The following is a 16,548-nucleotide window of genomic DNA, read 5'->3' as shown; positions in this document are numbered from 1 at the left end:
CTGCTGTGCGCGTCACAGCCTGCGAGGAGGCGACCATGAGCGGTAACGGACCTTTCGGCTTCGATCCGGAGGACTTCGACCGGGTGATCCGCGATGCCGGCGAGGGTTTGCGGGATGCACTCGGCAAGTTCATGACGACGTCGGGCGAGCGCGCCGGCTGGTCGGTGCTGTTCGACGACCTCGCTCGCGGCGGGCGGCCGCGCCGGCCCGAGACAGCCGGCGAGACCGGTGACGGCGTGTGGGCGATCTTCACCGTCGACGCGGCCGGCGGCGCACACATCGAGCAGGTGTTCCCCACCGAACTCGATGCTCTGCGCGCCAACAAGGACAACACCGACCCGACGCGTCGGGTCCGCTTCCTTCCCTACGGCATCGCGGTCAGCGTGCTGGACGCCTCTCGACAGGACGCGGCGGCCGACGTCGAGCCCGGCACGGGCGGCGACACGGCGGAGTGAGGCAGGCGTTTCACATCTGTGACGCGTAGCGCACCGGCGGCGATGTAGTTAGCGGCACCACACTGACTTGATCTACTGTGTGTCCGATGAGAAGTTATACCGGCTAAGTTACTATCGCCGGAATACCGCACGAGGCCAGGGAATACATTGCGCGGCACGGGCCGGGAGCAGATCGGGAGACGCAGGTCGTGATGAAGGTTGCCAGGAAGGTGTGGCTACCGCTGCTGATCGTGTTCGTCGTGGTCGTCGCCGGTCTGACCGTCTCCCGGATCCGGACGTTCTTCGGTTCCGAGGGCATCATCGAGACGCCGCGCAACTTCGCCGACCTGCCTGAGCCGTTCGATCCCAAGGTGGTCCGCTACGAGATCACCGGCACCGGCAGCTACGCCGACATCAACTATTTCGATCTCGACGCCAAGCCGCAGCGCGTGGACAACGCGGCGTTGCCGTGGTCGCTGACCCTGTCGACGACCGAGCCGTCCGCGGCCCCGAACATCGTGGCTCAGGGTGACGGCAGTTCGATCACGTGCCGGATCCTGGTTGACGACGAGTTGCGTGACGAGAAGACGACCACCGGGCTCAACGCTCAGACCTTCTGCTTCGTGAAGTCCGCATGAGCGCACCCGTTCACGACGCCCCGACCGACGCCCACCCGCCTTCTCGTCCGCACCGGCCGCTCATCCCGCGACTGATCCGCACGCTGGCGCTGCCGATCGTGCTCGGCTGGGTCGCGGTGATCATCATCTTGAACACCGTCGTCCCGCAGCTCGAGGTCGTCGGACAGCAGCGCGCGGTGTCGATGAGCCCCGACGACGCGCCGTCGCTGATCTCGATGAAGAAGGTCGGTGAGGCGTTCGAGGAGGGCGACTCCGACAGCTCGGTGATGATCGTCTTCGAGAGCGACAAACCGCTGGGCGACGAGGCCCACGCCTGGTACGACCAGATGGTCACGAAGCTCGAGGCCGACACCACGCACGTGCAGTCGGTGCAGGACTTCTGGAGTGATCCGCTCACCGCGGCCGGGTCGACCAGCAATGACGGCAAGGCCGCCTACGTCCAGGTGAAGATCGCCGGTAACCAGGGCGAATCGCTGGCCAACGAGTCGGTCGAGGCGGTCCAGAAGATCGTCGAAGCCGTGCCTCCGCCGCCGGGTGTGAAGGCCTACGTGACGGGGCCCGCCGCGTTGGCGGCCGATCAGCACATCGCCGGTGACCGCAGCATGAGGATGATCGAGGCGGCCACGTTCACCGTCATCATCATCATGTTGCTGCTGGTGTACCGCTCCATCGTCACAGTGCTGATCACCCTGGCGATGGTGGTGCTGGCGCTGGCGACCGCGCGTGGGCTGGTGGCCTTCCTCGGCTACCACGAGATCATCGGGCTCTCCACGTTCGCCACGAACCTGCTCGTCACGCTCGCGATAGCCGCGGCCACCGATTACGCCATCTTCCTGATAGGTCGCTATCAGGAGGCGCGCAGTGTCGGCGAAGACAAAGAGACCGCCTTCTACACGATGTTCCACGGCACCGCGCACGTCGTGCTCGGATCGGGCCTGACGATCGCCGGTGCGACGTTCTGCCTCAGCTTCACCCGGCTCCCCTACTTCCAGACCCTGGGTGTGCCGCTGGCCATCGGCATGGTGATCGTGGTGCTCGCCGGCGTCGTGCTGATGGTGGCGATCATCTCGCTGGCCACCCGCTTCGGCCTGCTCGAACCCAAGCGCGCCATGCGCATCCGCGGCTGGCGCAAGATCGGCGCCGCGATCGTGCGCTGGCCGGGCCCGATCCTGGTGGGCGCCATCGCGCTGTCGCTGGTGGGCTTGCTGACGCTGCCGGGCTATCAGACCAACTACAACGACCGGAACTATCTGCCCGCCGATCTGCCGGCCAACGAGGGCTACGCCGCCGCCGACCGGCACTTCTCGCAGGCCCGGTTGAATCCGGAACTGCTGATGATCCAAAGCGATCACGACCTGCGCAATTCGGCGGACTTCCTGGTCATCGACAAGATCGCCAAGGCGCTGTTCCGGGTCGAGGGCATCGCCCGTGTGCAGGCCATCACCCGGCCCGACGGCAAGCCGATCAAGCACACGTCGATCCCGTTCCAGATGAGCATGCAGGGCACCACCCAGCGGCTGAACCAGAAGTACATGCAGGACCGGATGGCCGACATGCTCGATCAGGCCGCCGAGATGGACAAGACCATCGCCACGATGGAGAAGATGTCCGGCCTGACCAAGCAGATGTCGGAAGTCACGCACTCGATGGTCACCAAGATGAAGGGGATGTACGTCGACATCGAGGCGCTGCGTGACAGCATCGCGAACTTCGACGACTTCTTCCGGCCGATCCGCAACTACTTCTACTGGGAACCGCACTGCTACAACATCCCGGTGTGCTGGGCGATCCGCTCGGTGTTCGACACGCTCGACGGCATCAACGTGATGAGCGACGACTTCCGGGAGATCATCCCGGAGATGGAGCGGCTGGACACCCTGATGCCGCAGATGGTCGCGTTGATGCCCGAGATGATCTCCACGATGAAGACCATGAAGTCCATGATGCTGACGATGTATCAGTCGCAAAAGGGCATGCAGGACCAGATGGCGGCGCAACAAGAGGATGCCGACGCCATGGGCGAGGCGTTCGACGACTCGATGAACGACGACTCGTTCTATCTGCCCCCGGAGATCTTCGACAATAAGGATTTCCAGCGCGGCCTGGAGCAGTTCCTGTCCCCCGACGGCAAATCGGTGCGGTTCATCATCGCCCACGAGGGTGACCCGCTGACTCCCGAAGGCATCGCGCGGATCGACAAGATCCGCAACGCCGCGAAGGAGGCGATCAAGGGCACCCCGCTGGAGGGCTCGACGATCTACCTCGGTGGTACCGCGGCCACCTTCAAGGACATGAAGGACGGCAACAACTACGACCTGTTGATCGCAGGCATCTCCGCACTGGGGCTGATCTTCATCATCATGTTGATCCTGACCCGCGCCATCGTCGCGTCGGCGGTCATCGTCGGCACGGTGGTGATCTCGCTGGGCGCCTCGTTCGGGCTGTCGGTGCTGTTCTGGCAGCACATCCTGGGTCAGCCGCTGCACTGGATGGTGCTGGCGATGGCGGTGATCATCCTCCTGGCCGTCGGCGCCGACTACAACCTGCTGCTGGTCTCCCGGTTGAAGGAGGAGATCCACGCGGGCATCGGCACCGGCATCATCCGCGCGATGGGCGGCAGCGGTTCCGTCGTCACGGCCGCGGGATTGGTGTTCGCGCTTACGATGATGTCGATGGCGGTCAGTGAGCTGACCATCATCGGGCAGGTCGGTACGACGATCGGGCTGGGGCTGCTGTTCGACACGTTGGTGATCCGAGCGTTCATGACGCCCGCGATCGCGGCGCTGATGGGCCCGTGGTTCTGGTGGCCGCAACGGGTGCGACGGCGTCCCGTTCCGGTGCCGTGGCCGAGACCCGGTGGCTTGCAGAGTGATCCGGCAGAAGGAGTGAGGACATGAGACGAGTTCTGATGGGGATCGCTGCGGCGGCGTTGACGGTCGGGGCGATGGGTGCCGCGGCACCCGCGATGGCCGACCCGGACACCGACTTCGCCAACGAGCTGCACGTCTACGGGATCTACGGGCAGAAGGACTACAACGCCTGGATCGGCAAGATCATGTGCAAGCGGCTCTACACCGGGGTGGACCCCGATGTGTTCGCCACGGCGCGCTTCATCCAGATGAACATGGAGAAGGGCACCACCACCGAACAGACCTACCAGTTCATCGGCGCGGGTCTGCGCACCTACTGTCCGGAGAAACTGTCGGTTCTGGACGCCGCCCGCCAGCCATGACGTCGACCACCCGCAGACGGTTCAACGAGGCCGTCACGGGGTTCTGGGGTTTCGCCGCGCCGATCTATGACACCGCGGTGGTGCAGCGGTGGGTCTACCGGCCGGCCCAGGATGAGGTGATCGCCCTTCTGCAGGCGCACGGCTCTCATCTGATCGCTGACATCGGTTGCGGCACGGGCATTCTCGCTGACCGGATCGCCCGGGAAGTCCAGGGCGCGCGCGTCACCGGGGTCGACATGTCCGACGGCATGCTGGCCGAGGCGCGCCGCCGCTCCAGTGCGGTGCAGTGGGTACGGGCGCCCGCCGAGCAGCTGCCGTTCGCCGACGGCAGCCTCGACGCGGTGGTGAGCACGTCGGCGTTCCACTGGTTCAATCAGCCTGCGGCGCTGCGGGAGTTCCACCGGGTGCTCGCGCCCGGTGGTGTCGCGGCGGTGGCGACGCTGAGCCCGCGCCGGCTGGTGCCGGTCGATCTGTTGCCCGCGGTGCGCCTGCCGGCCTACGACGCGCCGGACCCGGCGGCGATGCGGCGGCTGTTCACCGACGCCGGCTTCACCGTCGCCGATCAGCACCGTGTGCGCCGCCCGGTGTGGACGCAGGTGTTCTCCGATCTGATCACCGTGGGCGAGGTATCCCCAGAGGCGGTTTGATCCCCAGGTGTTTCGCCCATCAGCGTCGCCGGCCGGCGCGTGCGGCGAAAGCATCAAGTGCGGCAAGCACTTCGGGCGAACGCCATACCCGGTTACGAGGCCCGCTGGCTGCCTCGACGAGTATCCCCGCCTCGGCGAGCGGGTTGAGGTAGCGGTGTGCGTTGGTGGACTCGATGCCGAGCTCCTGCGCCAACAGCGCGGCATTCACGACCGGGCGACGGGTCAGCAAGTCTGCCACCCTCCACACCGCGGAGTCCGATCGCGCGGCGATCACCTCGTTCCACCCGTCGCGGATATCGCGGAGTTCGGTGACCAGTTGTCGCCCGTTGGCAATGGCCAGGACGGTGGCCTGGGAGAAGCATTCGACAATCGGCGCAGCGTCTCCGTCGCGGTAACGGGTCAACGCGGCGAAGTACGCGTCGGTGTCTGCCAGCAACCCGGCTGAGACCGGCACGGTCACCTGGCGAGTCAAGCCCTTGTTGCGCAGCAGCGCTTGCACCAGAGCGCGGCCCGTGCGGCCGTTTCCGTCGGTGAACGGGTGGATGGTTTCGAACTGTGCATGGCCCACCGCGATCTGCGGCAGCGTCGAAACGTCGGCGCGGTGCACAAAAGCGATGAGGTCGCCTATCGCCTCGGGGATCAGCTCGTGGCGCGGGCCGACGAACGTCGCACCGATCGGAGTCGAGCCGCCTCCGATCCACACGGGCTCGGTGCGGAATTCCCCTGGCGTGTGCAATGGATCGTCGGCCATCAACGCCCTGTGCATCGCCCGGATGGCGTCGGCATCGACGGTGTCGGAGAGGGCGAGCGCTGCACGCATCGCAGCGGCATTGGCGACGATCATTTCAGCGTTTCGCTTGGACTTACCGTTGGGCAGCTCCGCCTCGCCGATGGCGCGCGCGGTGGCGGTCAGGTTTTCGATCTGCGAGCTCGCCGCAGACTCCGACCGCAGCAACACAGAAGCAAAAGGTGCTATCTCGCCGCCGAGCTCCGCATCGAAGCGTGCTATCTCGCGGCTCGCGGATTCCGCCTCGGCCAACACCTGCGACGGCAGATCCAGAGTGAGGTCGGCGATGGCCGCGGGCACGGCAGGGCGATACATCCCGTATCGAGGTCGCGCCCCATTCCTGTGGCGTCCGCCCTGCGGCTCCCAGCGGACGTCCTCGTAGGTCGTGGGACGAAGTGAAGTCACTTTCCGACTTTAACTTCAGCTATACGATCAAGTGAAGTTATGCGGGCGGGTTGACCTCAGATCCGCGGGCGAACATCACTGACGATTGAGTCGGACTGAGTCAGAGCCCGAACTGGTCCTCGACGATGCCCAGCCACACTTGGGCGGCGTCGATCGCGACTTTCTCGCTGATGAAGGCGTGCTGGGTGCCGGTGTAGATGTCGCGGAACGCGCGCTCCAGCCGGCTGCCCTCGCGGATGGCCGTCGTGCCGGCGGCCAGGTGGGCCCACTCCGCGCATTCCCGGGCGGTGTCGGTGGCGTGCACCGCTGCCACCCGCATATCGGCCCGCATCGTCGGGGTCAGGTCGTCGCCCGCCGCGACGGCGGCCTCGGCCGTGCCGAACGCGTCGAGCACCAGCAGCCGCGCTGCCCGCCATGCGGCGACGTGCCGGGCCAGGCCCTTTTGGAACGTCGGCCGCGTCGCCAGTGCTGCCATGTCGCTCATCCGGAATTTGGTCGCCGCGAGGTCGGCGACGTCGTCGAGCATGCTCTTGGCCACCCCGAGCGCCCAGGCGGCATGCCCGGCGGCGGTCACCGGCATCATGCCCATCCGCGTCGCGGGCGAGGTGCCCCGCAGCGGCTCGCGGGTGAACAGCGCGAACGTGCGGCCATGTGGCACGAACACATCGTCGATGGCGTAGTCGTAGGAGCCGGTGGCCTTGAGCCCCTGCACATGCCAGCCGTCGTTGAACTGGACGTCGGCGCGGGGCACGATCGCCACCCGCATGTCGGGCACGCCTTCGCTGATCCACTGCATCTCGCCGTCGACCATCGGCAGGAAACCGGCAGCGACGTATTCGGCGTGCCCGGTGCCGGAGCCGAAACTCCACGAGCCGGTGAGTCGGTAGCCGCCGTCGACCGCGACGCCTTGGCCGTTGGGGAAGAACTGCCCGCCCATCGTGACGTGGTTGTCGTGCGCGGTGAAGACCTCAGCGAATCCGTCGTCGGGCAGGTACGTCGCCGCGGCGAACGACGACGGCAGATTGGCGATCCCGACCCACCCGAAAGAGCCGTCCTGCCAAGCCATTTCGATCCACGTCTCGATCATCTGGGCGAACGAGGGCTCCACTCCGCCCGCGGACGCGGGGTTGAACGCCGACATCAAACCTGTCGACCACATCGCGTCGACGACGTTGCTGCTCAGGGTGCGCCGGCGCTCCGACTCGGCAGCCTCCTCACGCACCAGCTCTCTCATGCCACGAGCCACGCCGACCACATCGTCACGCGTCATCTGAGGGACCGTTGTCACGGCCTCGACGGTAACGCGTCAGGGCAACGCAGTGAACACATTCACCGGAACTGTCATCTCCGTGTCCGGCAGCGCGGGTGCCTCGAGGTCGGGGCCGGGCAGCGGTGCGACGAGCGGCTCCGCGCCGGGCAGGTGCTGCTGATCGTCGACCGGGAGGTGCGGTGCGGACGAGGGCGCCGTCGGCGTGCCGCTCGTCGCAATCGCCTCAGGCGCCTCGGGTCCCTCGGGGGATGCAACCGGTGCGGGGCCGGGAAGCGCGTTGGGGGCAGGAAGTGCGTCGGGGCCAGGAAGCGCCTCGGGTGCAGCCACGACCGCGGGCGCCGGTGCGGCAAGCGCCTTGGGTGCAGCCGGAGCCGCAGGTGCGGCGACGCGCACCGGAGCCGCGGCGTAGGTCGGCGACGGAGCGGTGACGAACTTGAGTGCAGGCTCTGCGGCAGCGTCCACCGGCGCCGTGACGCTGACCCATCCAGGTTCAGCAGCGGCGGGTGCGGCCGCCGCGCTCGCCGCCGGTTCGACCTCCGGCACCGATCCCGCGGTCAGGAAGACTGCGCCGACGGCAGCGGCAGCGGCCACCCCGATCGCGGCGGCGAGCACCCGCACGGGCCTCTTCCGGCGCGTGGCGACACGAGGCAGTGCCACGGTGATCGCCTCGGCGGGGTCCACCTCGGCCAACGCGGCACCGTAGGCGAGCGCCACCAAGGGCGGGATGTCGCAGTCTTGAGGGTCGATGAGCACCCGGGTCGCGCAGACCAGCGGCACGGCATCGACGGTCACGCCCAGCGAGCGCAGATCGGTACGCAGTCGCCGGCCCCGCGCCTCGGCATCGGGCGTCCACACCAGCCGCAACCGTTCGACGTCGAGCCCGCAGGCGCGGGCCAGGCCGTGGCCGCCGCGAGCGGCGAGACGAGCGATGTCGGTGCCGGTCTCCGAACCGCCGTCGAGTTCCAGCGAGTCGTGGTCGACGACGGTCCGCTCGGCTTCGTCCACCAGCGCCCAGGTGACCTCGGTGCTGGTCAACGACAACCCCAGAACTGCGCCCACGGCATCTCCTTCGGGTGTCGAAGCCGGTGTCTGTGGTTCATCGGGCGACCTGGATCCGGTGTTACACCGGCCACACCGAGGCCGCCAACGGCGAGCCTAACGCCACCCGCGAGATCCCGCGCGCCAACTGCGTGAGCAGCGGTTTCGAACCTCCGGCTGCGCACAGCAGGGCAACGGCAGACCTATCGGCATCACGACCGAATTGCTGGACACCCCTGACGGCGCGGTAAGGTGCAGGCCCGTGGGCAGACACCGCTTAGCCACCAGGCGCCGTCCTCGGTGGGCGGCGCCTGCCGCCGCGGTCGCGCTCCCCGCGCTGGCGCTGCTGTGTTCTGGAGCCGACTCGATTCACACACCGGATCCAGCCCCGGCTGGGTCTCCATCGATGGCACCGTGCTGCACGTCGCTGGTTGCCCTTCCGTCACCGATCCCCGAGTACCGCAGCACACCCGCCGACGACGGCCTGCGGCTCGCCGCCTCGCGGTCGATGCACCGCACCCTTGACGCCGCTCTGCCCAGCACCGTCGGCTCCGAGACCGGAATGCAGGTCAAGACCATCCTGGTGGCCCGCGCGGTCAGCGCGATCTTCCCGGAGATCCAGCGCATCGGTGGAGTGCGCCCGGATGCGCTGCGGTGGCACCCCGACGGTCTCGCCGTCGACGTGATGATCCCCGACTACAGCTCCGCCGAAGGCATTGCACTCGGAAACGCGATCGTGGCGTTCGCGCTGAGCAACGCCGACCGCCTCGGCGTCGCGCACGTCATCTGGCGGCAGACCATGTACCCGACCCACGGCGCCCCGCACGGCATGACCGATCTCGGTTCTGACAACGCCAACCACTACAACCACGTGCACATCGCGACAGTCGGCGGCGGTTATCCTGCCGGTCCCGTCTACCTGGGTTGATCGAGCGCCCGGCTCACCGCCCGAAACCCGCGGCGCGCAGCGCGTCCGCCATCGACCCTCCCGTGCTGCCGCTCCCCCGCCGATCGTTGCCGCCCTCGCGGCGCGGCCGCTGGTCGGAGCCTCGTCGCGGCCCCTGCCGCGGTGTCGACTCCTTGCGCGGGGCGCGGGTTTTCTCGTCGAGCCGCAGACTGAGCCCGATCCGCTGCCGCTCGACGTCGACGGACACCACCTTCACTCGCACGACCTGGCCCGAGCGCACCACCTCGTGCGGATCGGACACGTAGCGGTCGGACATGGCGGACACGTGGACCAGACCGTCCTGGTGCACGCCGACGTCGACGAAGGCGCCGAACGCGGCGACGTTGGTCACCACGCCCTCGAGGATCATCCCCTCTTTCAGGTCGGCCACCTTCTCCACGCCGGCCGCGAAGCTGGCCGTGGTGAATTCCGGCCGCGGATCACGGCCGGGCTTCTCGAGTTCGGCCAGGATGTCGGTCACGGTGGGCACGCCGAACCGGTCGTCGGCGATCTCGGAGGGCCGCACGGACCGCAGCGCACGCTGATTGCCGATGATCTCGGCCAGCGTCACCCCGGCCCGGTCGAGGATGCGGTGCACCACCGGGTAGGACTCCGGATGCACCCCGGAGCTGTCGAGGGGATCCTCGCCGTCGCGGATGCGGAGGAAGCCGGCGCACTGTTCGAACGCCTTGGGCCCGAGCCGAGGCACCTTCAGCAATGCACTCCGATTGCGGAACGGACCGGTGCGGTCGCGATGCGCGACGATCGACTCGGCGAGTGTCTCGGTGATACCGGACACCCGGGCCAGCAGCGGCACCGAGGCGGTGTTCACGTCGACCCCGACCGCGTTCACGGCGTCCTCGACGACCGCGCCGAGACTGCGGGCCAGGATGCCGGGCGTCACGTCGTGCTGGTACTGGCCGACGCCGATGGATTTCGGTTCGATCTTGACAAGCTCGGCCAGCGGATCCTGCAGGCGGCGCGCGATGGAGACCGCTCCGCGCAGCGTGACGTCGAGGTCGGGCAACTCGTGTGCGGCGTACGCCGACGCGGAGTAGACCGAGGCGCCTGCTTCGCTGACGACGGCTTTGGTGGGTGCTGCGGCGCCGGCAGCGCGGATCTCGGCGATCACCTCGGTGGCCAGCGCGTCGGTCTCGCGTGAGGCGGTGCCGTTGCCTATCGCGATCAGCTCGACGCCGTGCCGCGCGACCAACGCGGCCAGCGTGGCTTTGGCGGCATCCCACTGCTTCTGCGGCTGATGCGGATAGACGGCACAGGTGTCGAGCACTTTGCCGGTGCCGTCGACGACGGCCACCTTGACGCCGGTGCGGAAACCGGGGTCCAGTCCGAGCGTGGTGCGGTTGCCGGCCGGGGCTGCGAGCAGCAGATCCTTCAAGTTGCGGGCGAACACGGTGACCGCGTCGGACTCGGCACGCAGCCGCAGCCGGACCCGCGCGTCCACCGACGCCGAGACCGAGAGCCGGGTGCGCCAGGCGAACCCGACGACGCCGGCCAGCCACGGGGTGGCGGCGGCGCCTGCGGTCAGGTCCACCTCGAGCGCCCGGGCGATCATCGCCTGGTACTCGGCCTCGTCGCCGCCGTCGACGGTCAGCGCGAGCACTTCTTCCTTCTCGCCGCGCAGCACCGCGAGCACCCGGTGCGACGGCATCGCGGTCAACGGCTCGGCGAAGTCGAAGTAGTCCGAGAACTTCTGCGCCTTGGGCGTCGCGGCGATGGCGTCGGAGGCGGCGCGGGAGCGCACCGCGCCGTGCTGCCAGAAGTGTTCGCGCACCTGGCCGACCAGTTCGGCGTTCTCGGCGGCCCGCTCGACGAGGATGTGCCGGGCGCCGTCGAGTGCCGCGGCGGCGTCGACCACCTCGGGCCCGACGAATTCCGCGGCGGCCTTCTCCGGGGTCAGCGTGGGATCGGCGAGCAATCGCTCGGCCAGCGGCTCGAGCCCGGCTTCCCGTGCGATCTGGGCCTTGGTCCGGCGCTTGGGCTTGTACGGAAGGTAGATGTCCTCGACCCGCGCCTTGGTCTCGGCGGTCAGCAGCGCCTCGACGAGGGCGTCGGTGAGTTTGCCCTGCTCGCGGATCGAGGCGAGCACGGCCTCGCGGCGCTCGTCGAGTTCGCGCAGGTAGCTCAGCCGGTCTGCGAGCGTACGCAGCTGACCGTCGTCCAGGCTGCCGGTCACCTCCTTGCGGTAGCGGGCGATGAACGGCACGGTCGCGCCTTCGTCCAGCAACCGGACCGCGGCGCTGACCTGATCTTCTCCGACCGCCAGTTCCGCAGCGAGACGGGCGGTTACGGTCGGGCGGCGGGTCGGCGCGGAGCTCGTTGTCACGGCGCAGACCCTACCGAACCCGACCGACACCACCGCGTCGCGCACCGACGGTGTTTCGGGAAGAGTCAGGCCACCTTCGCGTGCGGCCGGTCGTCGAGCATGCCGTCGCGGAGCCGGCACAGCGACTGGGTGAGCAGCCGGGACACGTGCATCTGCGAGATACCCAGCTGGGTAGCGATCTCGCTCTGCGTCAGGGACTCGAAGAAGCGCAGCACGATGATCCGTTTCTCCCGGGCGGGCAGCGTCTCGAGCTGAGCACGCAGCGCATCGCGGTCCTCGATGAAGTCGATTCCGGGGTCGGGCTGTCCGAGCCGATCGACCAACGTGGGCCCGTCGTCTTCGTTGCGAGAGGTGTAGTCCAACGATCGGGGCTTGAAACCTGCTGCGGCGGTGAGCGCTTCGACGACCTCCCCGTGGTCCACGCCCAGCGCGTCGGCGAGTTCGCCCGCTGTCGGCGCCCGTCCCAGCCGCTGGGTCAATTCCGCGGTCAGTGGGCCGAGGGCGGGATAGAGATCCTTGAGGCGGCGCGGTACGTTCACCGACCAGCTGCAGTCGCGGAAGTACCGTTTGACCTCGCCCATCATGGTGGGAATGGCGTAGGAGAGAAACTCAGGACCGGCCGTCGGATCGAAGCGGTTCACCGCGTTCATCAATCCGACGCGCGCCACCTGGACGAGGTCGTCGTGCGTCTCACCGCGCCGGTCATAGCGGCGGGCGATGCGTTCCGCGATCGGCAGGCACTGCTCGATGATGCGGGTGCGCAACCGCTCGCGCGCGGGCGAGTCGTCGGGCAGCCGATGCAGGGCGACGAACGCGTCGTGCAGCGTCGCGTTATCGGGGTCATGTGTCATCGTGTGGCGCCTCCTGTGCAGTACTGATTCGAAGAGGCGAACAGCTTCGATGTTGAACCATCCGCACTGGGGATCGAGGACCCCCGCGAACAAGTATGTCCCGAAAACGCGGGTGCGCTCGGGTGTCGGCAACGACTTCGCATTGCGGCCCAGGCGACGTCCACGGATTCCGGAAGCGAGGCGGAACACTTCGTAGGACGGACTTTTCGTGATGCTCCCGGCGCCGTGGGTACCCGGCCTGCATGCCCTCCGTCAAGCCCTCAGTCACCGCCGCGGACTTCCTGCCGCCGAATGCCGATCTCGGTGATCTCGCCGCCGCCGCCCGCGCCTGCCGGGGCTGCGATCTGTTCTCGCACGCCACGCAGACCGTCTTCGGCGACGGACCGGCCGGGGCGCACATGATGCTGGTCGGCGAACAGCCCGGCGATCAGGAGGACCGTCGCGGTGAACCGTTCGTCGGTCCCGCCGGACGGTTGCTCGACACGGCGCTGGAGGAGGCGGGAATCGACCGCGGATCGGTCTATGTGACCAACGCCGTCAAACACTTCAAATTCGTGCCCGCCGAGCGCGGTACCCGCCGCATCCACAAGACTCCGAGTCGCACCGAGGTGGTCTCGTGCCGGCCCTGGCTGCTCGCCGAACTGCAGGCGATCGCCCCGGAGGTCGTGGTCTGTCTCGGCGCCACCGCTGCGAAGTCGCTGCTGGGAAACGACTTTCGCCTGACAGCCCACCGCGGTGAGGTGTTGCGTCTCCCGGAGAAGGCCGACCCCGCGGTCATCGCGACCCTGCACCCGTCGGCGGTGCTACGCGGTCCCGCGGAGGCGCGGGAGCAATCGTTGGCGTCACTGGTTTCCGACCTGCGGTTGGCAGCGGGTGTGATGCGTAGGTGATCGTTTGTCGCGGCCCGCGGTGGGCACCCTGCCCGTATGCAGCCCAACAGATTCCGCTCTCTGATCGACGCACCGGGGCCGTTCGCCTCCGTCTACGTCGATGACAGTCACGACACCGCCGATGCGGTCAAGCAGGCCGAATTGCGCTGGCGGGCCGTCGAAGAGGACCTCGCCGGCCAAGGTGCCGCCGACGAGCTCGTCGGCACCGTGCGAGAAGCGCTCACCGGGGCCCCCGCGGCGGTGGGCCGCGGTGGCCGCGCGGTGATCGCCTCGCAGGGCAGGGTGCATCTCGATCAGCGACTGATCCGGCCGCCGGACACCACACTCGTGCGCCTGTCGTCCCTGCCGTATCTGGTGCCGGCCGTCGTGCACGGCGTCGACGACCCGCCGTATCTGACGGTGGCCGTCGACCACGCCGGGGCCGACATCAGCGTGCACCGTGGTGGGCGTACGCAGGCCATCAGCGTCGAGGGTGACCGCTACCCGGTGCACAAGGCCTCCGGTGCCGAGAACGCCGGCTACGGAGACCCGCAGCGCACCGCCGACGAAGCGCGGCGCAAGAACGTGCAGGAGGTCGCCGAGGACGTCACCGCGACATTCGAGGACGCCGATCCCGATGTGGTGTTCGTCGTCGGCGAGGTCCGCTCGCGCGCGGATCTGGTGGCCACGCTGCCGCAGCGGGTGGCCGAGAGGGTCGTCGAGGTGAATGCGGGGGCACGCGGCAGCGTCGACGCCGACGCGCTGGCCCACGACATCGACACCCATCTGCGCCTTCGCCGGGTCGACGTCATCGATGATGCGGCACAGCGGGTGTCAGCCGAGATCAACCGTCGCTCGGGGCTGGCGACCGAGGGCCTGGACGGGGTGTGCGCGGCGCTGCGCGAGGGTGCGGTGGAGACGCTGATCATCGGGGATCTCGCCGAGGCCACCGTGGTCGTGGGTGATTCCGCGACGACGGTGGCCCCCACCCCCGAGGTGCTCTCCGAACTGGGATCGCCGGTCACGGTGACGGTGCGTGCCGATGAGGCGCTCCCGTTCGCCGCGGTCGCCATCGACGCCGATCTCCTCGGCATGGACGAACGGCTGAGCCCGCGCGACGGCATCGCCGCGATCCTGCGCTACGCCCCGCGCACGCCCGCCTCGTAGCCGTTCCGGCGTGGGTCGGTCGGTCTAGTCGGCCTGCTCGATCACCTGCATCAGCAGCAGCGCCCCGTTGACCGCACCGTCGGCGGCGCGAAACGCCGAGCAGTACACGCGGACCCGCGCGTCGCGTCCGCGCCGGGTGACCGCGTCGACGGTCGTCTCCTCGACCGCGTCGGGGTCGACGAACACCTGGCCGATCAGTGGCTTCACCTCGCCGATGGGCAGGCCGACGTCGAGGTCGGCCAGTGGGCGGCCGATCGCCTCGTCGGCCCGCAGGCCCCACAGCTCCTCACAGCTGCGGTTCCACACCAGCACCTGGGTCTGCCGGTCGACCACGCTCAACCCGAAGCGGACCGACGTGATCATCGAGTCGAGGAACGCCGTGGTCTCGTCGAGTTCGAGGCTGCTCTCGCGCAGTGCGTCGTTGATGGTGTGCAATTCGTCGTTGGTGGACTGCAGCTCCTCGTTCATCGTCTCGAGCTCTTCGTTGGTGGACTGCAGCTCCTCGTTGGTGGTCTCGAGTTCCTCGACCGTGGACTGCAACTCCTCGTTGGTCGTCTCGAGTTCCTCGTTCGTGGACTGCAGTTCCTCGTAGGCGGTTTCCAGCCGGCTGTTGGTGAGCACCACCTTGTCGAGCAGCGCGCGCGTGGCGGTCACGTCGAAGAACACGATCGAGATGCCGACCAGTCCGTTCTGGCCGTCGACCAGCGGGTTCACGTGGATCTCGAACCAGACGTCGTCGCTGCCGGGACGCTGCCAGGAGACGTCGGGGATGCGCGCGGACCGGCGTTCCACCTTCGCCTGCTCGACGTAGCCGCGCAGCTCGACCGGGCGGTAGGACACTTCGAGGTCGCGCAGCAGCCGGCCGATGTCGCGCCCGGACAATCCGAACGTGGCCTCGGCCTGCTGGTTGATCATCGCCACCGTGTCGTCGCCGGTGACGACGATCTGCGCGACCGGACTGGCGTGGAACGCCAGGTCACGGATCGATTCCAGGGCCGACACCTCGTGGCGGCGATCCCCGAAGGCAGGCGACCGGTAGGAGGCGACCGCGTCGACCGACGAGGGCAACTTCTGGAAGAAGCGGTGTTTGAGGTTGATCGGGGTGAAGCGATCGGTGTGGCTGAGCAGCATCTCGGCGTGACCCAGGAACAGCACCCCGCGCGGGGCGAGCGAGAAGTGCAACCGGCTGAGCACGTTGGCCTGGGTGTCTGCGTTGAAGTACATCAGGGTGTTGCGGCACACCAGCAGGTCCACCCGGGAGATCGGGGCGTCGTGGACCAGATCGTTGCGGCCGAAGATCACCGACCGGCGCAGATCCTTGCTCAGGACGTGCCGGCCGTTGACCGGATCGAAGTACCGTTCGAGGAGCCGCGGCGGCACCGATTCGACAGCCCGCGCGTCGTAGGAGGCCATGCGGGCCTCCGCGAGCGCCTCTTCGTCGACGTCGGTGGCGTAGATCTTGACGCGCTGCCGGAAGTCGTCGACCCCCATCGCCTCGGCCAGCAGCATCGCCAGCGTGTAGGCCTCCTGCCCGGACGCGCACCCGGCGCTCCAGATCCGGATCGGGTCGCCGGGGCCGCGCTGCGCCAGCATGGTCGGGATGACCTCGTCACGGACGTAATCCCACGCCTGCGCGTCCCGAAAGAAGCTCGTCACGTTGATCAGGATCGTGTTGAACAGGGCGGCGAACTCGTCTGCGCTGGCCTGAAGAGCGTCGAGGTACTCCTCGAAGGTGCTGAAGCCGGCCTGCTCCATGCGGTGGCGCACGCGGCGCATCAGGGAGGTCCGCTTGTAGCCGGTGAAGTCGAATCCGCGCGCGTCACGCAGGAAGCGGAGCAGATCTTCGAAGGTCTCGGCCTCGTTGTCGGGTTCGCTCACACATCACCTTGCTGCACCTAGCTGGAACATCGTCGTGGCTCG

The 16,548-nt window shown here is 68.1% G+C and carries 14 protein-coding genes; 8 read left to right on the top strand and 6 right to left on the bottom strand.

Going from position 1 to position 16,548, the window contains the following annotated elements; translation table 11 throughout:
• Nucleotides 1–35 precede the first annotated feature (35 nt).
• From ACXYX3_RS12920 to ACXYX3_RS12900, 5 genes are all read left to right on the top strand, one after another.
• Nucleotides 36–455 (top strand): hypothetical protein, encoded by a 420-nt coding sequence (locus ACXYX3_RS12920; protein ID WP_241206680.1) that lies wholly within the window; start codon nucleotides 36–38, stop codon nucleotides 453–455.
• A gap of 191 nt (nucleotides 456–646) precedes the next feature.
• Nucleotides 647–1,072, top strand: coding sequence for an MmpS family transport accessory protein (locus tag ACXYX3_RS12915; RefSeq protein ID WP_458611938.1), 426 nt, complete (start codon nucleotides 647–649; stop codon nucleotides 1,070–1,072).
• The gene (locus tag ACXYX3_RS12910) at nucleotides 1,069–3,969 is read left to right on the top strand and encodes an MMPL/RND family transporter (protein WP_458611937.1); all 2,901 of its coding nucleotides are present in this window, start codon (nucleotides 1,069–1,071) and stop codon (nucleotides 3,967–3,969) included. Before ACXYX3_RS12915 ends, ACXYX3_RS12910 begins: the two co-directional genes overlap by 4 nt.
• A complete protein-coding gene (locus tag ACXYX3_RS12905) occupies nucleotides 3,966–4,304 on the top strand; it encodes a DUF732 domain-containing protein (protein ID WP_241206683.1) in 339 nt (112 codons plus the stop codon). The genes ACXYX3_RS12910 and ACXYX3_RS12905 overlap by 4 nt, the downstream gene beginning before the upstream one ends.
• The gene (locus tag ACXYX3_RS12900; RefSeq protein WP_458611936.1) at nucleotides 4,301–4,951 is read left to right on the top strand and encodes a class I SAM-dependent methyltransferase; all 651 of its coding nucleotides are present in this window, start codon (nucleotides 4,301–4,303) and stop codon (nucleotides 4,949–4,951) included. Before ACXYX3_RS12905 ends, ACXYX3_RS12900 begins: the two co-directional genes overlap by 4 nt.
• Before the next feature lie 19 nt (nucleotides 4,952–4,970).
• Here the strand turns inward: ACXYX3_RS12900 and ACXYX3_RS12895 are convergent, their stop codons facing one another.
• The 3 genes from ACXYX3_RS12895 to ACXYX3_RS12885 all read right to left on the bottom strand — a co-directional run bounded on the left by ACXYX3_RS12895 (nucleotide 4,971) and on the right by ACXYX3_RS12885 (nucleotide 8,472).
• Nucleotides 4,971–6,143, bottom strand: coding sequence for a Fic family protein (locus tag ACXYX3_RS12895; RefSeq protein ID WP_458611935.1), 1,173 nt, complete (start codon nucleotides 6,141–6,143; stop codon nucleotides 4,971–4,973).
• Nucleotides 6,144–6,243: 100 nt separating this feature from the next.
• Entirely contained in the window at nucleotides 6,244–7,413 is a 1,170-nt protein-coding gene (locus ACXYX3_RS12890) for an acyl-CoA dehydrogenase family protein (protein ID WP_458612071.1), read from the bottom strand.
• A 36-nt stretch (nucleotides 7,414–7,449) separates the two neighbouring features.
• Nucleotides 7,450–8,472 (bottom strand): DUF7159 family protein, encoded by a 1,023-nt coding sequence (locus ACXYX3_RS12885; RefSeq protein WP_458611934.1) that lies wholly within the window; start codon nucleotides 8,470–8,472, stop codon nucleotides 7,450–7,452.
• A gap of 241 nt (nucleotides 8,473–8,713) precedes the next feature.
• Here ACXYX3_RS12885 and ACXYX3_RS12880 point away from each other — a divergent pair, with 241 nt between their 5' ends.
• Nucleotides 8,714–9,379, top strand: a complete 666-nt coding sequence (locus ACXYX3_RS12880; RefSeq protein WP_241206688.1) for a VldE C-terminal domain-containing protein — start codon at nucleotides 8,714–8,716, stop codon at nucleotides 9,377–9,379.
• A gap of 13 nt (nucleotides 9,380–9,392) precedes the next feature.
• Here ACXYX3_RS12880 and ACXYX3_RS12875 read toward each other — a convergent pair whose 3' ends face one another.
• The gene (locus ACXYX3_RS12875) at nucleotides 9,393–11,741 is read right to left on the bottom strand and encodes a Tex family protein (RefSeq protein WP_458611933.1); all 2,349 of its coding nucleotides are present in this window, start codon (nucleotides 11,739–11,741) and stop codon (nucleotides 9,393–9,395) included.
• A gap of 65 nt (nucleotides 11,742–11,806) precedes the next feature.
• The gene (locus ACXYX3_RS12870) at nucleotides 11,807–12,592 is read right to left on the bottom strand and encodes a SigB/SigF/SigG family RNA polymerase sigma factor (protein WP_458611932.1); all 786 of its coding nucleotides are present in this window, start codon (nucleotides 12,590–12,592) and stop codon (nucleotides 11,807–11,809) included.
• A 242-nt stretch (nucleotides 12,593–12,834) separates the two neighbouring features.
• Here ACXYX3_RS12870 and ACXYX3_RS12865 point away from each other — a divergent pair, with 242 nt between their 5' ends.
• Complete coding sequence (locus ACXYX3_RS12865) at nucleotides 12,835–13,482, top strand: UdgX family uracil-DNA binding protein (protein ID WP_458611931.1); 648 nt, start codon at nucleotides 12,835–12,837, stop codon at nucleotides 13,480–13,482.
• A gap of 36 nt (nucleotides 13,483–13,518) precedes the next feature.
• Complete coding sequence (locus ACXYX3_RS12860; RefSeq protein WP_458611930.1) at nucleotides 13,519–14,628, top strand: Rv2629 family ribosome hibernation factor; 1,110 nt, start codon at nucleotides 13,519–13,521, stop codon at nucleotides 14,626–14,628.
• 24 nt (nucleotides 14,629–14,652) lie between these two features.
• Here ACXYX3_RS12860 and ACXYX3_RS12855 read toward each other — a convergent pair whose 3' ends face one another.
• Nucleotides 14,653–16,506 carry a CheR family methyltransferase gene (locus tag ACXYX3_RS12855; RefSeq protein ID WP_241206693.1) on the bottom strand — a complete coding sequence of 618 codons (1,854 nt, stop codon included), beginning with the start codon at nucleotides 16,504–16,506 and terminating at the stop codon, nucleotides 14,653–14,655.
• Nucleotides 16,507–16,548 lie beyond the last annotated feature (42 nt).

This window comes from Mycobacterium sp. Panama NTM2 (assembly GCF_054355555.1).
This window is presented reverse-complemented; position numbering and strand designations above follow the sequence as displayed.

Bases quoted from the DNA above. Each gene is read 5' to 3' on its own strand.
- ACXYX3_RS12920 (WP_241206680.1), top strand. From the start codon at position 36: ATGAGCGGTAACGGACCTTTCGGCTTCGATCCGGAGGACTTCGACCGG.
- ACXYX3_RS12915 (WP_458611938.1), top strand. From the start codon at position 647: ATGAAGGTTGCCAGGAAGGTGTGGCTACCGCTGCTGATCGTGTTCGTC.
- ACXYX3_RS12910 (WP_458611937.1), top strand. From the start codon at position 1,069: ATGAGCGCACCCGTTCACGACGCCCCGACCGACGCCCACCCGCCTTCT.
- ACXYX3_RS12905 (WP_241206683.1), top strand. From the start codon at position 3,966: ATGAGACGAGTTCTGATGGGGATCGCTGCGGCGGCGTTGACGGTCGGG.
- ACXYX3_RS12900 (WP_458611936.1), top strand. From the start codon at position 4,301: ATGACGTCGACCACCCGCAGACGGTTCAACGAGGCCGTCACGGGGTTC.
- ACXYX3_RS12890 (WP_458612071.1), bottom strand. From the start codon at position 7,413: ATGACGCGTGACGATGTGGTCGGCGTGGCTCGTGGCATGAGAGAGCTG.
- ACXYX3_RS12870 (WP_458611932.1), bottom strand. From the start codon at position 12,592: ATGACACATGACCCCGATAACGCGACGCTGCACGACGCGTTCGTCGCC.
- ACXYX3_RS12865 (WP_458611931.1), top strand. From the start codon at position 12,835: ATGCCCTCCGTCAAGCCCTCAGTCACCGCCGCGGACTTCCTGCCGCCG.
- ACXYX3_RS12860 (WP_458611930.1), top strand. From the start codon at position 13,519: ATGCAGCCCAACAGATTCCGCTCTCTGATCGACGCACCGGGGCCGTTC.